13 protein-coding genes are annotated in these 16,118 nt (G+C 68.4%); 11 read left to right on the forward strand and 2 right to left on the reverse strand.

The window, feature by feature from the left end:
* The first annotated feature begins 137 nt into the window (after positions 1–137).
* The 9 genes from B0I29_RS27950 (at position 138) to B0I29_RS27990 (ending at position 11,155) form a co-directional block, all read left to right on the forward strand.
* A complete protein-coding gene (locus B0I29_RS27950; protein WP_111652070.1) occupies positions 138–380 on the forward strand; it encodes an acyl carrier protein in 243 nt (80 codons plus the stop codon).
* Positions 377–1,108, forward strand: a complete 732-nt coding sequence (locus B0I29_RS27955) for an SDR family NAD(P)-dependent oxidoreductase (protein ID WP_111652071.1) — start codon at positions 377–379, stop codon at positions 1,106–1,108. The genes B0I29_RS27950 and B0I29_RS27955 overlap by 4 nt, the downstream gene beginning before the upstream one ends.
* Positions 1,105–2,328 carry an AMP-binding protein gene (locus B0I29_RS27960; RefSeq protein WP_111652072.1) on the forward strand — a complete coding sequence of 408 codons (1,224 nt, stop codon included), beginning with the start codon at positions 1,105–1,107 and terminating at the stop codon, positions 2,326–2,328. Before B0I29_RS27955 ends, B0I29_RS27960 begins: the two co-directional genes overlap by 4 nt.
* Positions 2,325–3,359, forward strand: a complete 1,035-nt coding sequence (locus tag B0I29_RS27965) for a LuxE/PaaK family acyltransferase (protein WP_111652073.1) — start codon at positions 2,325–2,327, stop codon at positions 3,357–3,359. The genes B0I29_RS27960 and B0I29_RS27965 overlap by 4 nt, the downstream gene beginning before the upstream one ends.
* Positions 3,356–4,546, forward strand: coding sequence for an acyl-CoA reductase (locus B0I29_RS27970; RefSeq protein ID WP_111652074.1), 1,191 nt, complete (start codon positions 3,356–3,358; stop codon positions 4,544–4,546). Before B0I29_RS27965 ends, B0I29_RS27970 begins: the two co-directional genes overlap by 4 nt.
* Entirely contained in the window at positions 4,546–6,849 is a 2,304-nt protein-coding gene (locus tag B0I29_RS27975; RefSeq protein ID WP_146616899.1) for a hypothetical protein, read from the forward strand. The genes B0I29_RS27970 and B0I29_RS27975 overlap by 1 nt, the downstream gene beginning before the upstream one ends.
* A gap of 77 nt (positions 6,850–6,926) precedes the next feature.
* On the forward strand, positions 6,927–8,231 hold the full coding sequence (locus B0I29_RS27980) for a sensor histidine kinase (RefSeq protein WP_245972779.1): 1,305 nt from the start codon (positions 6,927–6,929) through the stop codon (positions 8,229–8,231).
* 12 nt (positions 8,232–8,243) lie between these two features.
* A complete protein-coding gene (locus B0I29_RS27985) occupies positions 8,244–8,888 on the forward strand; it encodes a response regulator (protein ID WP_111652076.1) in 645 nt (214 codons plus the stop codon).
* A 71-nt stretch (positions 8,889–8,959) separates the two neighbouring features.
* Complete coding sequence (locus B0I29_RS27990; RefSeq protein WP_111652077.1) at positions 8,960–11,155, forward strand: MMPL family transporter; 2,196 nt, start codon at positions 8,960–8,962, stop codon at positions 11,153–11,155.
* A gap of 672 nt (positions 11,156–11,827) precedes the next feature.
* Here the strand turns inward: B0I29_RS27990 and B0I29_RS27995 are convergent.
* Positions 11,828–13,708: a hypothetical protein gene (locus B0I29_RS27995; protein WP_146616900.1), complete on the reverse strand. Its 1,881-nt coding sequence runs from the start codon at positions 13,706–13,708 to the stop codon at positions 11,828–11,830.
* Entirely contained in the window at positions 13,708–14,610 is a 903-nt protein-coding gene (locus tag B0I29_RS28000; protein WP_245972780.1) for a hypothetical protein, read from the reverse strand. Before B0I29_RS28000 ends, B0I29_RS27995 begins: the two co-directional genes overlap by 1 nt.
* 415 nt (positions 14,611–15,025) lie before the next feature.
* Between B0I29_RS28000 and B0I29_RS28005 the strand changes: the two genes are divergently transcribed.
* Positions 15,026–15,364, forward strand: a complete 339-nt coding sequence (locus B0I29_RS28005) for a fluoride efflux transporter FluC (RefSeq protein WP_111652079.1) — start codon at positions 15,026–15,028, stop codon at positions 15,362–15,364.
* On the forward strand, positions 15,361–15,702 hold the full coding sequence (locus B0I29_RS28010; protein ID WP_111652080.1) for a fluoride efflux transporter FluC: 342 nt from the start codon (positions 15,361–15,363) through the stop codon (positions 15,700–15,702). The genes B0I29_RS28005 and B0I29_RS28010 overlap by 4 nt, the downstream gene beginning before the upstream one ends.
* Positions 15,703–16,118 lie beyond the last annotated feature (416 nt).

Consider the following 16,118-nt stretch of genomic DNA (forward strand, 5'->3'; position numbering starts at 1 on the left):
CAGAGGATCCCGCATTTCCAGGCGCGCGGAAAAACGCCAATGCGAGTTCATTTTCAGTTAATCCGGGATTGGTCGCGACGTCCGGACTGCTGCGGGAAGGTAGGACTCCTCTAACCATCCCCCATTGGAGACAACCCGTGAGTGAGCTGCAGAGACTACGCGACGCGTTCCGCACCGCGCTTGATCTTCCGGCGGACGCGCCCGTGGACGACCTGCGCTACCAGGACAACGAGAAGTGGGATTCGCTCGCTCACATGTCGTTGGTCGCGGCGATCGAAGATGAATTCTCGGTAATGATTGACACCGACGATGTCATCAATATGTCCAGTTTTGATGAGGCAGTGCGAATCCTTGGTAAATACGGGGTTGACGTCAAGTGAGTGTCGCCCTGGTGACCGGGGCGTCGCGGGGCATCGGGCGGGCCACCGCGCACCGTCTCGCCGAGCAGGGTTACGACCTTGTTCTGCACGGGCACGGCGAAGCGGGAGTGGCCGAGGCGGCCGAGTCGCTGGCCGCCAAGTTCGGTGTCACCGCGGTGTCCGCCGCCGGTGACATCGCCGACCCGCAGACCAGCAAAGCCCTCGTGCGCCTGGCGTTCGAGACCTTCAAGCGCCTCGACGCGCTCGTGATCAACGCGGGTACGCACGCGGCCGGGATGCTCGGCATGACCAGCGACGCCACCATCGAACGGCTCTTCGCGGTGAACGCGGCCGGTGCCGCGTACACGTTGCAGAACGCGGTCCGCCTGCTGGCCCGCGCGCAGAACGCGTCGGTCGTGCTGACCGCCTCGATCACCGGCACGCACGGTGTCGCCGGCCAGGCGGTCTACGCGGCGTCGAAGGCCGCCGTGGTCGGCCTCACCAAGTCGGCGGCCAAGGAGCTCGGTCCCAAGGGCGTACGCGTCAACGCGGTGGCACCCGGCTTCATCGCCACCGACATGCTCGACACCCTGGACGAGGCCGGCCGCACCGAGCGGATCGCCGGCACCGCCCTCGGCCGGCTCGGCACCGCCGAGGACGTCGCCGACGTGATCACCTTCCTCCTCTCCGACCAGGCCCGCTTCGTCACCGGACAGGTGATCGGAGTGGACGGGGGACTGACGCTGTGAACCTGCTGCACCCGGACGCCCGCGTCATCGACGCCGTCACCGGAGAGTCGCTCACGCCTTCGTTGATCGACCGCTTCGGTGAAGAGCTGGCGGACCAGAAACTGGTCTTCCTGCCGATGCCGACGACGATCGAGGCGATCGCGAAATACCTGGCCGCGCTGCGCCTGCACAAGCCGGTCGTGCTGCTCGACCCGGACGCCGACCACGCCGAGCTGATCGCGCGGTACCAGGCCGACGAGGTGCACCCCGACCTGGCGCTGCTGCTCACCACGAGCGGCTCCACCGGCAATCCGAAACTGGTCCGGCTGTCCCGCTCGGCGGTGCTCGCCAACGCCGAGCAGGTCGCCGAGTCGCTCGGTGTGACCAGCGACGACGTGGCGATCACCACGCTGCCGCTGTTCTACTCGTACGGGCTGTCGGTGCTGCACTCGCATCTGCTGCGGGGCGCGACAGTGGTGCTGGAGCGGACCGGGCTGATGCAGCGGGACTTCTGGACGGCCGTCGACGCGTTCGAGGTCACGTCGCTGGCCTTCGTGCCGTACCAGTACGAGATGCTGCGGCGGCTTCGCTTCGATCCGGCCAAGCACCCGTCCGTGCGTACCCTCACCCAAGCCGGCGGCAGGCTGCGCGCCGAGCTGATCACCGAGTTCTCGCAGAAGATGGACGCCGCAGGCGGCCGGTTGTTCGTGATGTACGGACAGACCGAGGCCGCGCCGCGGATGGCCACGCTGCCGCCGGACCGGATCGCCGACAAGATCGGATCGGTCGGTCTCGCGATGCCCGGCGCGAGCTTCGCGATCGAGGACGACGAGGTCGTCTACCGCGGCCCCAACGTCATGATGGGGTACGCGGAAAGCGGCACCGACCTGGCCGCCGGCGACCAGCTCGGTGGGGTTCTCCGCACCGGTGACCTGGGCCGTCTCGACGACGAGGGCTTCCTCTTCATCACCGGCCGGCTCAAGCGGATGGGCAAGGTGTTCGGCGTCCGGATCAACCTGGACGACGTCGAGCGCAACTTCCCGATCACCGCGGTGGCCGGCGACGACAAGCTGCACGTCTTCGCCGAGGACATCTCGGCGGACGATGCCCGGGCGCTGCGCACCAAGATCGCCGAATGGCTCGGCACCCACTTCTCCGGTGTCGACGTGCGGTCGATCGAGGCGCTGCCGCTGCTGCCGAACGGCAAGACCGACTATCGGGCGCTGGAGGCGTCGTTGTGAGTGTCTTCACCCTGTCGCAGGCCGCCAAAGAGGAAGTCCTGCTGAAGGAGCTCTCCTCTCTTACCGCGCATCATCGGCTGAACTGCGAGCCCTATGACCGGATTCTCGCGGCCAGCGGTTACCAGGATGCGGCCTCGGTCGCTGACCTGCCGTGGCTCCCGGTCCGTCTCTTCAAGACTCTCGAGTTGAAGAGCATCCCGGACGACGAGGTCTTCAAAGTCTTGACCTCAAGTGGGACAACAGGCGACGTCAGCCGGATTTATCTGGACAAAGCTGCTGCCGCCGAACAGCAACGACGACTCGCCGCCACCGTGCAGACCATCCTCGGCCCCAAGCGCCTCCCGATGCTGCTCGTCGACACCAAGGCGATGCTGAAGGATCGGCGCTCCTTCAGCGCCCGTGGCGCCGGCGTGCTCGGCATGTCCACTTTCGGTCGTGACCACGTCTGGGCGCTTGATGGCGAAGGCCTCGTCGACCTGGACGCGATCCGCGGCTTCCTGGCCAAGCACGGCGACCAACCGTTCCTGATTTTCGGGTTCACCTTCCTGGTCTGGCTGCACCTGTACGAGGTCGCCCGGGACAACGGGCTCGACCTCAGCAACGGCATCCTGATCCACTCCGGTGGCTGGAAGAAGCTGATCGACCAGGCCGTCTCGCCCGACGAGTTCCGGGCCCGGCTGGCCGGAGTCGGGCTGACCAACGTGCACAACTACTACGGCATGGTCGAACAAATCGGCACGATCTTCCTGGAAGGGCCCTCAGGTGGCTCGCTGTACTGCCCGGACTTCGCGGACGTGGTGGTCCGTGACCCGGAGACCTGGGCGGAGCTTCCGCCCGGCAAACCGGGCCTACTGGAAGTGGTGAGCACGCTGCCGACCTCGTACCCGGGGCACGTGCTGCTCACCGAGGACCTCGGCGTGGTGCACGGCATCGACGACGGGGACTGGCCAGGCAAGCGTTTCTCGGTGCTCGGCCGGCTGCCGCGTGCCGAGGCCCGGGGTTGTTCGGACACGTATCGGAGTGCGGCGTGAGCGTCATCTTCAGGTTCGGCGCGGAGGGCGACCTCACCGCGCCCTCGGAGGACCGGCTGGCCGTCGGCGACCCCCGGGTCGTCGACTTCCTCGGCCGGCTCGCGCGCAAGCTGCTGGCGCCGGCGGTCGCCCGCAAGCACCCTGAGCTGGGTTCGCTCGGCTACTTCCTGCGCCCGGCCGAACTGCACCGGGCGGTGTCCCGGATGCAGCGGGACGACGCGTTGGTCTTCCCCCGGGGCAACGTCTTCCATCTGCCACCGGCCAACGTGGACACCATCTTCGTGTACTCGTGGGCGCTGTCGGCGCTGGCCGGCAACCACAACGTCGTGCGGATCTCCTCGCGGTCGGCGGGTGCTGCCGAGGTCATCCTCGAAGCGCTCAACGCGGTTGCCGCCGAGGCCGATCCGATCATCGCGCGTACCCAGCGGATGGTCACCTACGGTTACGACGACGCGATTACCGGCGCGCTCAGCAAGTGGTGTGACCTGCGGGTCATCTGGGGTGGTGACGCCGCGGTGAACACGATCCGCAAGCTGCCGCTGCGGCCCTCCGCACGGGACCTGACCTTCCCGGACCGCACGTCCTGGGCGATGCTGTCGACCGCCGGCTGGCGGGCCGCCGACCTGGTCGCGCGGCGCAACGCTGTGGTCGGGTTCGCCAACGACGCGTACTGGTTCGACCAGGCCGCCTGCTCCTCGCCGCGGACCGTGTTCCTGGTCGGTGGTGACGGTGACAGCGTGCGCGCCGAGTTCCTGTCGCTGCTGCTGGAAGTCGTCGACGCCCGCGGCTGGACGGTTGATCCGGCGATGGCGGTGGAGAAGCGGGTCAACGCGTACGAGCTGGCCGCGATCGGTGCGGCCGGGGCGCTGGACTTCCCGGACAACCGGGTGACCGCGCTGACCCTGACCGGGACGGATGCCGCACCCCGCCGGTGGATCGGCGCCGGCGCGTTCCCGTTCGCCGAGGCCGGGTCGCTGCTCGACCTGGTGCCGGCGATGAACCGGCAGGACCAGACCGTGAGCCACTTCGGGTTCACCCCGGCCGAGCTGCGGGAGTTCGGCACCGCGCTGGGCGGCCGTGGCGTGGACCGGATCGTGCCGTTCGGGCAGGCGCTGACGTTCGGTGCCATCTGGGACGGGTACGACCTGCCCAGCGAGTTCACCCGCCTGACGGTGCTCCAGCACTGATGACGACTCTGGTGGAACGGGCGCCCACGCCTGCTGTCGCGGCGAAGCCGGACCGGCGCCTCTGGGCGGCCGTGCCCTGGCTGCTGCCGGCGATCTCCGCGTTCTGGGTGCTGCACGTCAACGGCACCCCGGACAAACAGATCCTTCTGTACGCGGTCTACCTTCTGCTCGCGATCGTCGTACCGGGCACGCTGGTGTTCCGTGCGGCGTTCGGCAGCCGGGGAAACCTGCCCGAAGACCTCGGGCTCGGCGCGGCCACCGGTCTGCTGGTCCTGCTCGTCGGCTGGGCGCTCGGTGCCGCCACCGGCCTGCAGCAGCTGCTGCCCGGCTGGCCGGCCCTGGTCATCGTGCTCTTCCTGGCCGTGCCGGGACTGCGCCGGCACTGGCGCACCGGAGTCGGCGAGCCGCTGCCGATCGGCTGGTCCGCCGGGATGGCCGTGGTGCTGTTCCTGGTGACGCTCTGGGGTGCTGTGGTTTTCCGTACCACTCCGCTCCCGCCGTTCACCGTCGAGCTGTATCCGGATCTCTACTACCACCTCGCGCTCGTGCACGAGATGACTCGCACGATGCCGTTCCAGGTGCCGCAGCTGGCCGGCGAGGTGCTGCGCTACCACTACCTGTCGGACGCGGACATCGCGAGCGCCAGCATGATCACCGGAATCGCGCCGCACATGGTGTTCTTCCGGCTCTGGCTCCTGCCGATCGTGGCGATCGGGGTGATGGTCTTCGCGGCTCTCGCTCGGAGCGTCAGCGGCCGGTGGTGGACCGGTCCGGTCGCGGCCACGATCGGATTCGTCGGCCAGTCGGTGACCGTCGGCAACGTCGCCAGCCCGCCGGGCATCGGGCTTCCGATCACGCTGCTCAGCCCGTCGCAGACGTACGCAATGCCGTTGATCGGTCTTTTTGTTGTTGTTGCCGTTGACGCTCTGCGTGGTCGTTCGCTGCGCTGGGGCTGGGCGTTGCTGCCGCTGCTCGCGGTGGCCTGTGCCGGCAGCAAGGCGAGCGTCCTGCCGCCGCTCGCCGCCGGTCTGCTGCTGGCCGGCGTGGTCGCGCTGCTGTTCAAACGGAAGATCCCGTGGACCACCGTCGGTCTGCTCGCCGCTGTCGGTTTCGGCATGGCCGTCGGCCTGAAGCTCTTCGCCGGCGGCGGCGCCGGCACGCTGCAACCCCAGTTCCTCGCCACGCTGCGCTGGTTCCTGCCCTATCAAGAGATCATCGGTACGCCGAACGACGTGCAGTGGGGCGGTCTCGTCCCGGACGGTCTGGAGACGGCCGGCACCGCGGCCCGCTGGTTCGTGGCCTGGTCGCTGATCTGGTGGGTGCTGGTTCAGTCACCCCGGCTGGTCGGGCTGTTCCTGCCACCCGGCATGCGCTGGCACCGCCCGAAACAGTGGGCGGACGACCAGGTCCCGTGGCTGCTCGGCGGCATCGTCGTGGCCGGCGTCCTCGGGATGTGGCTGCTCTGGCACCCGTCGGCCAGCCAGATCTACTTCTTCAACGCGGTCCTTCCGATCTGCGGGGTGCTGACCGCGTGGGCGCTCGCCGATCGGGTCCGCGCCTGGTGGGTGCCGGTGGCCGGCGCGGTCGCCGGGGGGCTGTGGGAATTCTTCGCGCCCGAGGTGACCAAACCGACCGAAACGACCGCCGGTGCCTGGGCGTGGGCCATGGCCGTACCCATGCTGCGCACTGCCGCGCTTGTCGCGGTGGTCTCGCTGATCGCGGTCTTGATCTGGCGAAAGCGCGCGGCGCGAGCTCTGCCGGTCGCGATCATCGCCGCTATCGCCGCCGCGGGTGCGGTGAGCGCGGTGAGCCGGACCGTGGAGACGCTCGCCGAACCGCCGGTGATCAAGGCGAGGGACAACGTCGCGGTCACCGCCGCCGAGATGCGGGCCGCGCTCTGGCTTGAGGACAACGCCGGCGAGAACGACCTGGTCGCGACGAACGTGCACTGCATGCCGATGTCGAACAAGCAGTGCAACGCCCGGGCGTTCTGGGTCGCCGGCCTCGGTGGGCATCGCACTCTCGTGGAGAGCTGGGCGTACACCGACCGGACCGTCGCGGCGAACGGTGTGAACGACCTGAAGTACTTCTTCCAGCCGGCGCCCGACCCCGAAGTCTTCGCCCTGAACCAGCGGGTCTTCGCCAAGGGCGACCCGGCCGACGTGGCGAGGCTGCGTGACGAGTACGGCGTACGCTGGCTTTTCGCCGACGCCCGGGCGAGCAAGGTGGCGATCACCGCGCTGAAGGCGTCTGCCCAGGTCGTGCACCAGCGCGAATCGGTGGTCATCTACCGGATCGACTGATGGTCGGGTTATCCCTACCGTAGATCGGCCGGTCCGCAGGATCGGATGAGGTGGCGTCGATGCCTAACGTCAACGGCATGACAACGACCTATGCCGGCGCCACCGCCGAACCCGCTCCGGCCCGGCGGTACCTGCGCCAGCTGGGCATCGACACGCAGTACGTTCTGCTGGGCTTTCCGCTCGGGTTGATCACGCTGGTCCTCTGCATGACCGGCTTCTTTCTCGGCATCGGCATGGTGATCATCTGGGTCGGCCTGCCGGTCCTGGTGGCCACGTTGCTGATGTCCCGGGGCTTCGCCGTTCTCGAACGCGCCCGCATCGGCCCGGTGCTGGGCCGTTCGATGACGCATCCGGTTTATCGCTCCGCCGCCGGCAGTGGGTGGATGCGCCGCTCGATCGCCCCGCTCGCCGACGGGCAGGCCTGGCTCGATCTGGTGCACGGGATGTTCCGGTTCATCCCCAACACGATCGGCTTCGTCTTCGTCATCACCTGGTGGGCCATCGCGCTCGGCGGTCTCACGTACCCACTCTGGGACTGGTCGCTGCCGCACCCCGAGGCGAACTACGAACTGCCGGAGATTCTTGGGTTCGACGACACCGCAGGCACCCGGATCCTGTTCTACGTCGTGATCGGCCTGATCTTCACGGCGACGCTGTACCCGGTGGTCCGTGCGGCCGCGCTGCTCGAAGCGGCGTTCGGATACAGCCTGCTCAACGGGGTCGACCGGCTCCGCCAGCAGGTCGCCGAGGCGAACGCCGCCCGTGATGTGGCGCAGGAGCAGCGGGCCGCCGCGGTCTCCGCCGAAGCGGTCGCGCTGCGCAAGCTGGAACGCGACATCCACGACGGCCCGCAGCAGCGGCTGGTCCGGCTCGCGATGGACCTGGGCCGCGCCGAGCAGCAGTTCGGCACCGACCCGGAAGCCGCCCGCGCCACCGTCGCCGAAGCCCTTGCCCAGACCCGGGAAACCCTGGACGAGCTGCGTGCACTCTCTCGTGGCATCGCCCCGCCGATCCTGGTCGACCGCGGGCTGCGTGCGGCGCTGACCGCCCTGGCCGGTCGCTGCACGATCCCGGTTGACCTGGACGCGCCACCGATCGAACGGCTCGACCCGGCCATCGAGTCGACGGCGTACTTCGTGGTCGCCGAAGCACTCACCAACGTCGCGAAGCACAGCCACGCCAGCGAGGTGCAGGTCATCGTGCAGCGCAACGCGACCGGCCTGCTCGTCACGGTCGCCGATGACGGGGTGGGCGGCGCCAGCCTCGCGAAGGGGCACGGCCTGGCCGGTCTCGACGACCGGGTACGCGCGGCCGGCGGAGTCCTGGCCGTGGTGAGCGCCGCAGGCGAAGGCACGCGGCTCACGGCGGCGCTGCCCATCTGAAACCATGACCGCATGCGCGTAGTAATCGCCGACGATGCGGTCCTGCTCCGAGAAGGCCTGGTACGGCTCGTCGAAGAGAACGGCCACACCGTGGTGGCGGCCGTCGGCGACGGGCCGTCCCTCGTGGCGGCGGTCAAGGAACACCGTCCGGACGTCTCCATCGTGGACGTCCGGATGCCGCCGTCCCACACCGACGAAGGGCTGCGTGCCGCTGTCGAGGCCCGCGCGGCGATCCCCGGAAGCCCGATTCTGGTGCTCTCCCAATATGTCGAGGTCTCGTACGCCGACGACCTCCTGGCCGACCGCCGCGGTGCGGTCGGCTATCTGTTGAAGGACCGGGTGGCGCTGGTCGCCGACTTCCTGGACGCGCTGGCCCGGGTCGCCGACGGCGGCACCGTGCTCGACCCCGAAGTGGTCGGCCAGCTGCTGGTCCGGCGCCGCCGGGACGACCCGCTGCGCAGCCTCACCCCGCGTGAGCGTGAGGTGCTCGGCGCGATGGCCGAGGGCCTGTCGAACGCCGCGATCGCCCGCAAGATGGTGGTCACCGACGGGGCCGTGGAGAAGCACGTGCGCAACATCTTCACGAAACTCGGCCTGCATCAGGATGAGGAACAGCACCGGCGGGTGCTGGCGGTGCTGACCTACCTGCAGACGTAGGGCTAGCACTACCGTGGACCGGGGTGTCCGCCGGATCGATCGGATCCGCTGTCTTTCATAGCGTTCTCACCATGGAGAACAGGGAAAACGTCAAAGGCATCGCGCCGCGTATCGCGATGTGGAGCGCCCGTCATCGGGTGCTCGCGATCCTCGGATGGATCGCCTTCGTCGCCGCCACGGTGATGCTGAGTGCACAGGTGCCCACCGAGAACGCGAACTACGCGCTGGCCGGGCACGGCGAGTCCGGCAAGGCCGACCGGATCGTCGAGGAGGCCGGGTTCCCGCGCCTGCCGGCCGGCGAGATGGTCCTGGTCCAGAATCGGCCGGGCAGTGACCGGGTGACCGCTGCGGAGGAGGTCACCCGGTCGCTGAAGAAGACCCCCGGTGTCGGTGAGGTACAACCGGCCATCGAGTCGCCGGACGGCCGGTCGACACTGATCACTTTCGACCTCACCGGTGACCCCTCGACCGCCAGTGAGCGGGTCGGGCCGGCCCTCGACGCGGTTGCCGCGGTGCAGGCCGCGCACCCGGATCTCTACGTCGCCCAGGCCGGTGACGCCAGCGGGGACAAGCTGATCGGCGACGAGCTCGACGCGGGGCTGAACCGGCTCGGGATGCTCTCCATCCCGGTCACCCTCGGCATCCTGCTGATCGGCTTCGGCGCCGTGGTCGCCGCGCTGCTCCCGGTCGCGCTGGCGATCATGTCGGTGGTCGCCGCGATCGGCCTCATGGCGGTTGCCAGCCGGTTCGCACCCGCCGTCGACGAGACCACCCACGTGATGCTGCTGATCGGGCTCGCGGTCGGCGTCGACTACTGCCTCTTCTACATCCGCCGGGAACGCGACGAGCGGCGTAAGGGCGCCGACCCGCACCGGGCACTGGTGATCGCGGCGCAGACGTCCGGACGGTCGATCTGGGTCTCCGGGCTCACCGTGATCGTGGCGATGGCCGGCATGTTCTTCACCCAGGACGTCACGTTCGTCAGCTTCGCCGTCGGCACGATCCTGGTGGTCGCGACCGCCGTGCTCGGCTCGCTCACGGTCCTGCCGGCCATGCTGTCGGCGCTCGGCGACCGGGTCGATGCCATCAAGATCCCCGGCCTGTACCGCCGGAACAGCCAGGGCCGGTTCTGGAACGGGCTGCTCAAGGTCGTACTCGCAAAGCCGTTGATCTCTGCTCTTGTCGCTGTGGCGGCGCTTGGTGTGATCGCGGCGCCGGCGCTGGACCTGAAGACCAAGGGGCAGCGGATTCAGGACGTGGCGCCGGATTCGCCAGTGGTGCAGGCTTTCCTGGCGATCGGTGAGGCGTTCCCGAGCAAGACGACGCCGGCCCGGATCGTGGTGTCGGGGACGTCGGTCTCGACGCCTCAGTTTGCTGCGGCGCTTTCAGATTTCCGAAATGTCGCCCAAAACAGCGGTGGCAAACTGGTCGAACCGATCGACGTGGACATCAACCCGGCCGGCAACGTCGCCGTCGTCGCGGTCGGCCTGACCGGCAAGGAGGAGGACGCGGCCTCGGTCGACGCGCTGAACCTGCTGCGTTCCACGGTTGTCCCGGAGACGTTCGGTCAGGTGCCGGGTGCGACCGCGCTGGTCACCGGCAACACCGCGTCCAGCATCGATTACAGCGAGCGGCTCGCGGACAGCCTGCCGTGGATCTTCACCTTCGTCCTCGGGCTGGCGTTCATCCTGCTGCTGGTCTCGTTCCGCTCGGTCGTCGTAGCGCTCACCGGCGTCCTGCTGAACCTGCTGTCGGTCGCTGCCGCGTACGGCATGCTGGTCTTCGTCTTCCAGGACGGCCACTTCGAGAAGCCACTCGACTTCGTCGCCGCCGGCGCCATCACCAACTGGATGCCACTCTTCCTCTTCGTGATCCTTTTCGGACTCTCGATGGACTACCACGTCTTCGTCGTCAGCCGGATCCGCGAGGGTGCCGATCGGGGCCTGCCGATCCGCGAGGCCGTCCGCGAAGGCATCGGCCAGACCGCCGGCGTCATCACCAGCGCCGCAGTGGTGATGGTCGCGGTGTTCTCCCTCTTCGCGACACTTCCGCTGATCGCGACAAAGGAGCTGGGCGTAGGCCTGGCAGCGGCCGTCCTCCTCGACGCAACCTTGATCCGGGCGGTCCTGCTCCCGGCCGTGATGACCATGCTCGGCCGCGCGAACTGGTGGCTGCCCCGCGGCCTCCGCTGGCTCCCCGAGATCGCCCACGAGCCCCCGGCCGCGCCGCCGGCGCAGCCTGCCCGAGAGCTGACCCCCATCGGCTGAGCCAGTCACCCCGCTAACGCTCCCCCTTGGGTACGCCCAAAGCCGCTGGCCAGCCACGCAATCTGGCTGGCCAGCAGCTTTGGGCCACGGCTTGTGTGTCGATTTGCGGCCTCGCAGCTGGACTGAGCGACATCGGCCTACGGCTGGCTCGTGCTTATGGTCGCTATTTCGGCCTGCACGCGACCGTGAGCGCAAGCCGGCCGTGACTTGGCTTGCGCTTGTGGTCGTGTTTTCGGCTCCTGCACGACCGTTAGCGCAAGCCGGCACGGGGCGGCTTGCTCGGGCTGCGCCTTGCTGCGGCGAGCCGTTGGTTGAGGCGAGCCGTCGGTTGAGGCGAGCCGTTGGTCGGGGCGAGCCGTCGTTCAGGCCTGGAATGGCGGGGCTGAAACGTGACTGTTCTACGGCTCGGCGCCGGGAGCCGTCGTTCAGGCGTGGAATGGCGGGGTTGTTACGTGGCTCGGCTACGGCTGAGCCTCTCGGTGCGACGCTGCGGCCACGCTGTTGAGCAGAGCCTGGGCATCCTCGCCGCCCGACATAAGAGCCCCGGCGAGTCCGTGAGTGCTGGGGGTGTTGGCGGTGACCCGCCGCCGGGGGTGGCGGCGGGTCACCGCCGGGGGGAGTTCCGCAGGTGTCGAGGGGCCGCGTGAGCCTGGCGTTGGGCGTACGAAAGGGTCAGTCTGTTTCTGGGGAGCCTTTTGCCTTTTGGGCTTTGCGCCAGCGGCGGGCGGCTGCGGCTGCTGCGCGGCGTTGGCGGCGGCGTTGGCGGGCGGCTCGGAGGTCGCGGCTGATCAGGCGGTATGCGGTTCGGGAGACGGTGAGGAATTTGCCGGCCCAGGAGGCGCGGTAGATCTGGATCTCCCAGTCCATCTTGCTCAGCCAGCGGTCGCGGGACGCGATGATGTCCTCGGTCCACTCGGTCATGTGGAGCAGGTGGCTGGTCTGGTATCGCTGGCGCCAGAGGGCTTCGGTGAGCTCGCGATATCCGACGACGTCGACCGGGACCGTGCCGGGCTGTACCGAGAGCAGGTTCAGCTTGTGGTCGTGCTGTTCGGCGGGGCGCAGGCCAAGCTCGGCGGAGTCGATCGAGACCTGGAGGTCTACGGCGGTACGGAGTTCCGGTTCGGTGACGCCTCGGCCTGCCATGCCGAGCAGGATCGTGGTGAGGTCCATGGCGCTGGACGTGATCGGCCACGGGTGCGGGCGGGCGCCGGTGATCAGGCGGACCGCGAACTGCCAGAGGGACCTGACCAGGGCGGTTTCGACCGGTACCGGGCCGGTGGGCTCCCAGCGGACCGCGAGGACGACCGGGCCGTCCCGGGTGATCAGTACGTCGGAGACGTCGGCGACCGCTACCGGGCCGTGCAGGAAGCCGTCGCGGGCCTGTTCGCGGACCCAGCTGTCGAACTGCATGATCTCCTGGCGGAGGCGGCGCACGTCGTTGGCGGCGCAGAGTTCCAGCAGCCGATCTTCGAGCAGGTAACCGTCGGCCGCGGCGACCGAGGGGACGCCGGTGCGGCGCAGGCCGGCGCGTTCGAGGGGTTCCTCGATCGGTACGAGAAGTTCCGGCTCACTGTCGACATTGACGCCATAGGTGAAGGTGCCATGCACATCACCGACAATTACGTCATGCGGTATAAATCCGGACTTGTCGGCGGCGGAGGCGATCACCAGCCACCCGCCGGCTACCGCGTCCTCGGCACCCGCCCGCAGAGCCCGCGCCGCCAGCTTGCGTGGATCACTGAGCACCGGCCGGCCACGATATGAGGACGTAAAAGCCTGCGCGACAACACTCCCGAGCCAAGGCCGGAGCGTCGACGTGGTGTCCCCAAGGACCCGCTCACCGAGCAGAACCGCAGGCTCAGCCGGATCGGGGAACGCCGCATACGAAGCGTCGATCACCAACCCGCCGTCGGCGAGCCGGGCAACAAGCTCGGCACGTGACGACGGCCGTCCGGCGTCCAGCTCGTCGCTGGGGTACCAGTCAGCGTCGGAGCCGTACCGCCCCTCCGGCCCGAGTGCGACAGTGTGGTGCACGCCGAAGTGGTTGTCGTGCATCAGCAGCAGTACGCCGTCCGCGCCGACCGCGAGCGAGAGCCGGTCCAGCATCGAGCCGACCGGCAGCTGGTCACCTTCGGCCGAGTTCAGCCGGGTGACGCCGTCGGCGGCCACGACCAGGTCGTACTGGTCCGGCGCGAGTTTTCCGAGCGCGCCCGCGAGCACGGTGACCGACGGGTGAGCCGCGGCGGACTCCTCGGCGTCCGGCAGCGAACGCAGCAGCCAGGTCACCTCGGCGCCGGTGCTGACCAGTTCGTTGATCAGCTGGTCCGAGTGCGGGCCGGCGACCAGGACGGTACGCCCGGGTCCGGCCAGCGTGCCGAACAGATAGCGGAACAGTCCGCCGGAGGGCAGCGTGGCCTTCCGATCCGTCCAGGCGAACATCTCGCCGCCGATGCGGTGCAGGTTGTCCAGGGGCGGGGCGGCGACAGCCTCAGCCAGGTCAACCGGATCAGCCGCGACAAGGGCGGGTACGAGAGCGACCGGACGTTCCGGCATCACGCGTGCCTCTCCGTGGCGCGGGGACGCCACTTGATGTCGGCGAGGGCGGAGGTTTCTCCTCGCCATTCGTCGTCCTGATTTTCAAAACGCCAGCCGAGCAGGGCACGAAGCTCAGCGGGGGAAGCCAGCTCGTCGGCGCCCAGCTGCTGCCGGGCGAGGCGGTGACAGGCTTCGTAGTCGGTCTGTTCGCCGTACAGCTCCGGCCACTGCCGGTGCAGCCGGGGCTCGCCGCCGAACATCGGGTCGGCGTTGTCGAGCACCATCGGGTCGCCGTAGACGGCAACCTCACGGCCGGCCAGTGCGGCGTACCAGATGGCGCTGCACAGCCGGTTGGAGATGACCCGCTTGTGCCGGCGGATCTCGTTGAGCTGGCCCATCAGGAAGTCGCGGTTGTGGTCGCGCCACCAGAAGCCGCGGTATCCGTGGCAGATCACCCGGAAGCCGGCCTTCTGATAGAGGCGGCGGACCGAACGCATCTTGTACTCGTTCCAGTACAGGCATGCGGTGATCGGCCCGGTCTCGACGGCTTTGACCTCGTCGATGAGCCGCTGGTGGTCACCGATGATCTGCTGCCCCTCCCAGCCGTGGAAGGGGTAGAAGATGGTGCCCTCGCCTTCGTTACCTTCGGGCTCGGGTTCCATCTCCAGCAGATAGGCGAAGGGCGCGCCGACGACGACCACGTCGCGGCGTCCCTGTGACCAGGAACGGCGGCGGGTCTCTTCGGACCAGACCAGCACCCGGCTGCCGCTGACGTACGGCGTACCCGGTGCGAGCCCGTCCCCGATGTTCCAGCCGTGCTGGAGATATCCCCTTATGCGCGGCGGATGCAGCGGGTCGGGGAGCTGGCAGTATCGGGCGAGGATGTGCGCGTGCCCGTAGTGATAATTGGCGTGATGCATTCCTTTTCCCGTCCCCCGTACGTTGCCGGTCCATTGCCACGGCGCTTCGGACGAGCGATGGTCGATCAACGTGCGAAGCCGCACGCTATCAGCCCTCAAGGTGTCCGATTCATCGCAATTGACGGTTGAATCCGACCGGTTTGGCGCGATTTCTCGCCGCCGTTCACGCCTTGTCAGGCAGCAGTCGACCGGCACGTCACCGCTGACACACCGGCTCGACGCCCAGAATTCAAATGAACTGTCCGGAGGCCGTTCTGCAGGCCTTTTCGACGGCCCGCTCACGGTGTCTTCAAGATCCTCGCCTACAGTGGACATTCGTAGCGCCGGGACCGGACGAATGGTCCCTCGCGCCCGGATACCGGCCGGGGAGGACGCCGCCACGTCCCCCCGGCCGCCTGGGCTAACGTGATCACCGATGGATCTCGTGCGCGTTGCAGCGGTGGCGACGGGAGGCGTTTTAGGCGCACTGACCCGCTTCGCCATTTCGTCCGCTTGGTCCGGTTCGCACTGGGCAACGTGGCTCATCAACGTGACCGGCTGCTTTCTGATCGGGGTTCTCTACACCCTGATCGACCGAAAAATCGTCAGATTGTTCCTGGGCACCGGCTTCCTCGGCGGCTACACGACGTTCTCCACAGCCGCGGTCGACACCCTGCACGCCGGATTGCCGTACCTGGCAGCCACCCTGATCGGCTCCCTGCTGGCAGTCTGGGCAGGCAGCAGCCTTACTGGGATTGTCGCGAAGCGCTCATGACATTCCTGATGGTCGCCCTCGGCGCCGCGATCGGCGCACCCCTGCGCTACCTCGCCGGCCAGCTCTTCCCCGAGCCCTGGGGCACACTCACCGTCAACGTCGTGGGATCGCTGATCCTGGGAGTAGTGCTCGGCCTGCCACTGTCACCGTCGCTGACAGCGCTCCTCGGCACCGGCTTCTGCGGCGCGCTCACCACGTACTCCACCTTCAGCTGGGAAACCCTCGCCATGGCCCGCCGAGGCGAACGCGCGGCAGCCCTCCGCTACGTCACCCTCAGCGTCTCACTAGGCCTGGGTGCAGCCTGGCTAGCCCAAACCCTCACCCATTGGTACGCGTAACCAAAGCCGGACAAACGCACCAATCCCGCCCTCGAAGTCCGAGCCACCTGACGACCCCGGCCCGGCGCGCCCCGCCGCCGGCCCCGGCGCTACTCACGGTCGCGGGGGCAGGGCGTGTTCCCTGAGCTGGCTGGCGGTCCCGGCTTGTGATGGCGGTCGTCCGCAGGCGCGGCTTGTGCTCGTGGTCGTTCGCAGGCCCGTTCTGCGACCACAAGCACAAGCCGAGCCGGGCGCTGGCCGAGCTCAAGATCCTGTCCGGCTGGTCGTCACGGTTGCCGTAGGCCTCGCCGCCGTGGGCGCGAGCCGTAGCTCAGATAGGTCATCGCGGCAGATGACCTATCTGAGCTACGGCTCGTCCAGTGGCTGGCTTCTCCGGTGTGTGTCGAGTTGGGGCGCATATCGAACCCGAAGTCGAC

Source organism: Actinoplanes lutulentus (assembly GCF_003259845.1).
GTDB lineage: Bacteria > Actinomycetota > Actinomycetes > Mycobacteriales > Micromonosporaceae > Actinoplanes > Actinoplanes lutulentus.

Excerpts from the sequence above, each read along its gene's own strand:
- B0I29_RS28010 (WP_111652080.1), top strand. The coding sequence starts at position 15,361 with ATGACATTCCTGATGGTCGCCCTCGGCGCCGCGATCGGCGCACCCCTG.
- B0I29_RS27995 (WP_146616900.1), bottom strand. The coding sequence starts at position 13,708 with ATGCCGGAACGTCCGGTCGCTCTCGTACCCGCCCTTGTCGCGGCTGAT.
- B0I29_RS28000 (WP_245972780.1), bottom strand. The coding sequence starts at position 14,610 with ATGCATCACGCCAATTATCACTACGGGCACGCGCACATCCTCGCCCGA.
- B0I29_RS28005 (WP_111652079.1), top strand. The coding sequence starts at position 15,026 with ATGGATCTCGTGCGCGTTGCAGCGGTGGCGACGGGAGGCGTTTTAGGC.
- B0I29_RS27980 (WP_245972779.1), top strand. The coding sequence starts at position 6,927 with ATGACAACGACCTATGCCGGCGCCACCGCCGAACCCGCTCCGGCCCGG.
- B0I29_RS27990 (WP_111652077.1), top strand. The coding sequence starts at position 8,960 with ATGGAGAACAGGGAAAACGTCAAAGGCATCGCGCCGCGTATCGCGATG.
- B0I29_RS27985 (WP_111652076.1), top strand. The coding sequence starts at position 8,244 with ATGCGCGTAGTAATCGCCGACGATGCGGTCCTGCTCCGAGAAGGCCTG.
- B0I29_RS27975 (WP_146616899.1), top strand. The coding sequence starts at position 4,546 with ATGACGACTCTGGTGGAACGGGCGCCCACGCCTGCTGTCGCGGCGAAG.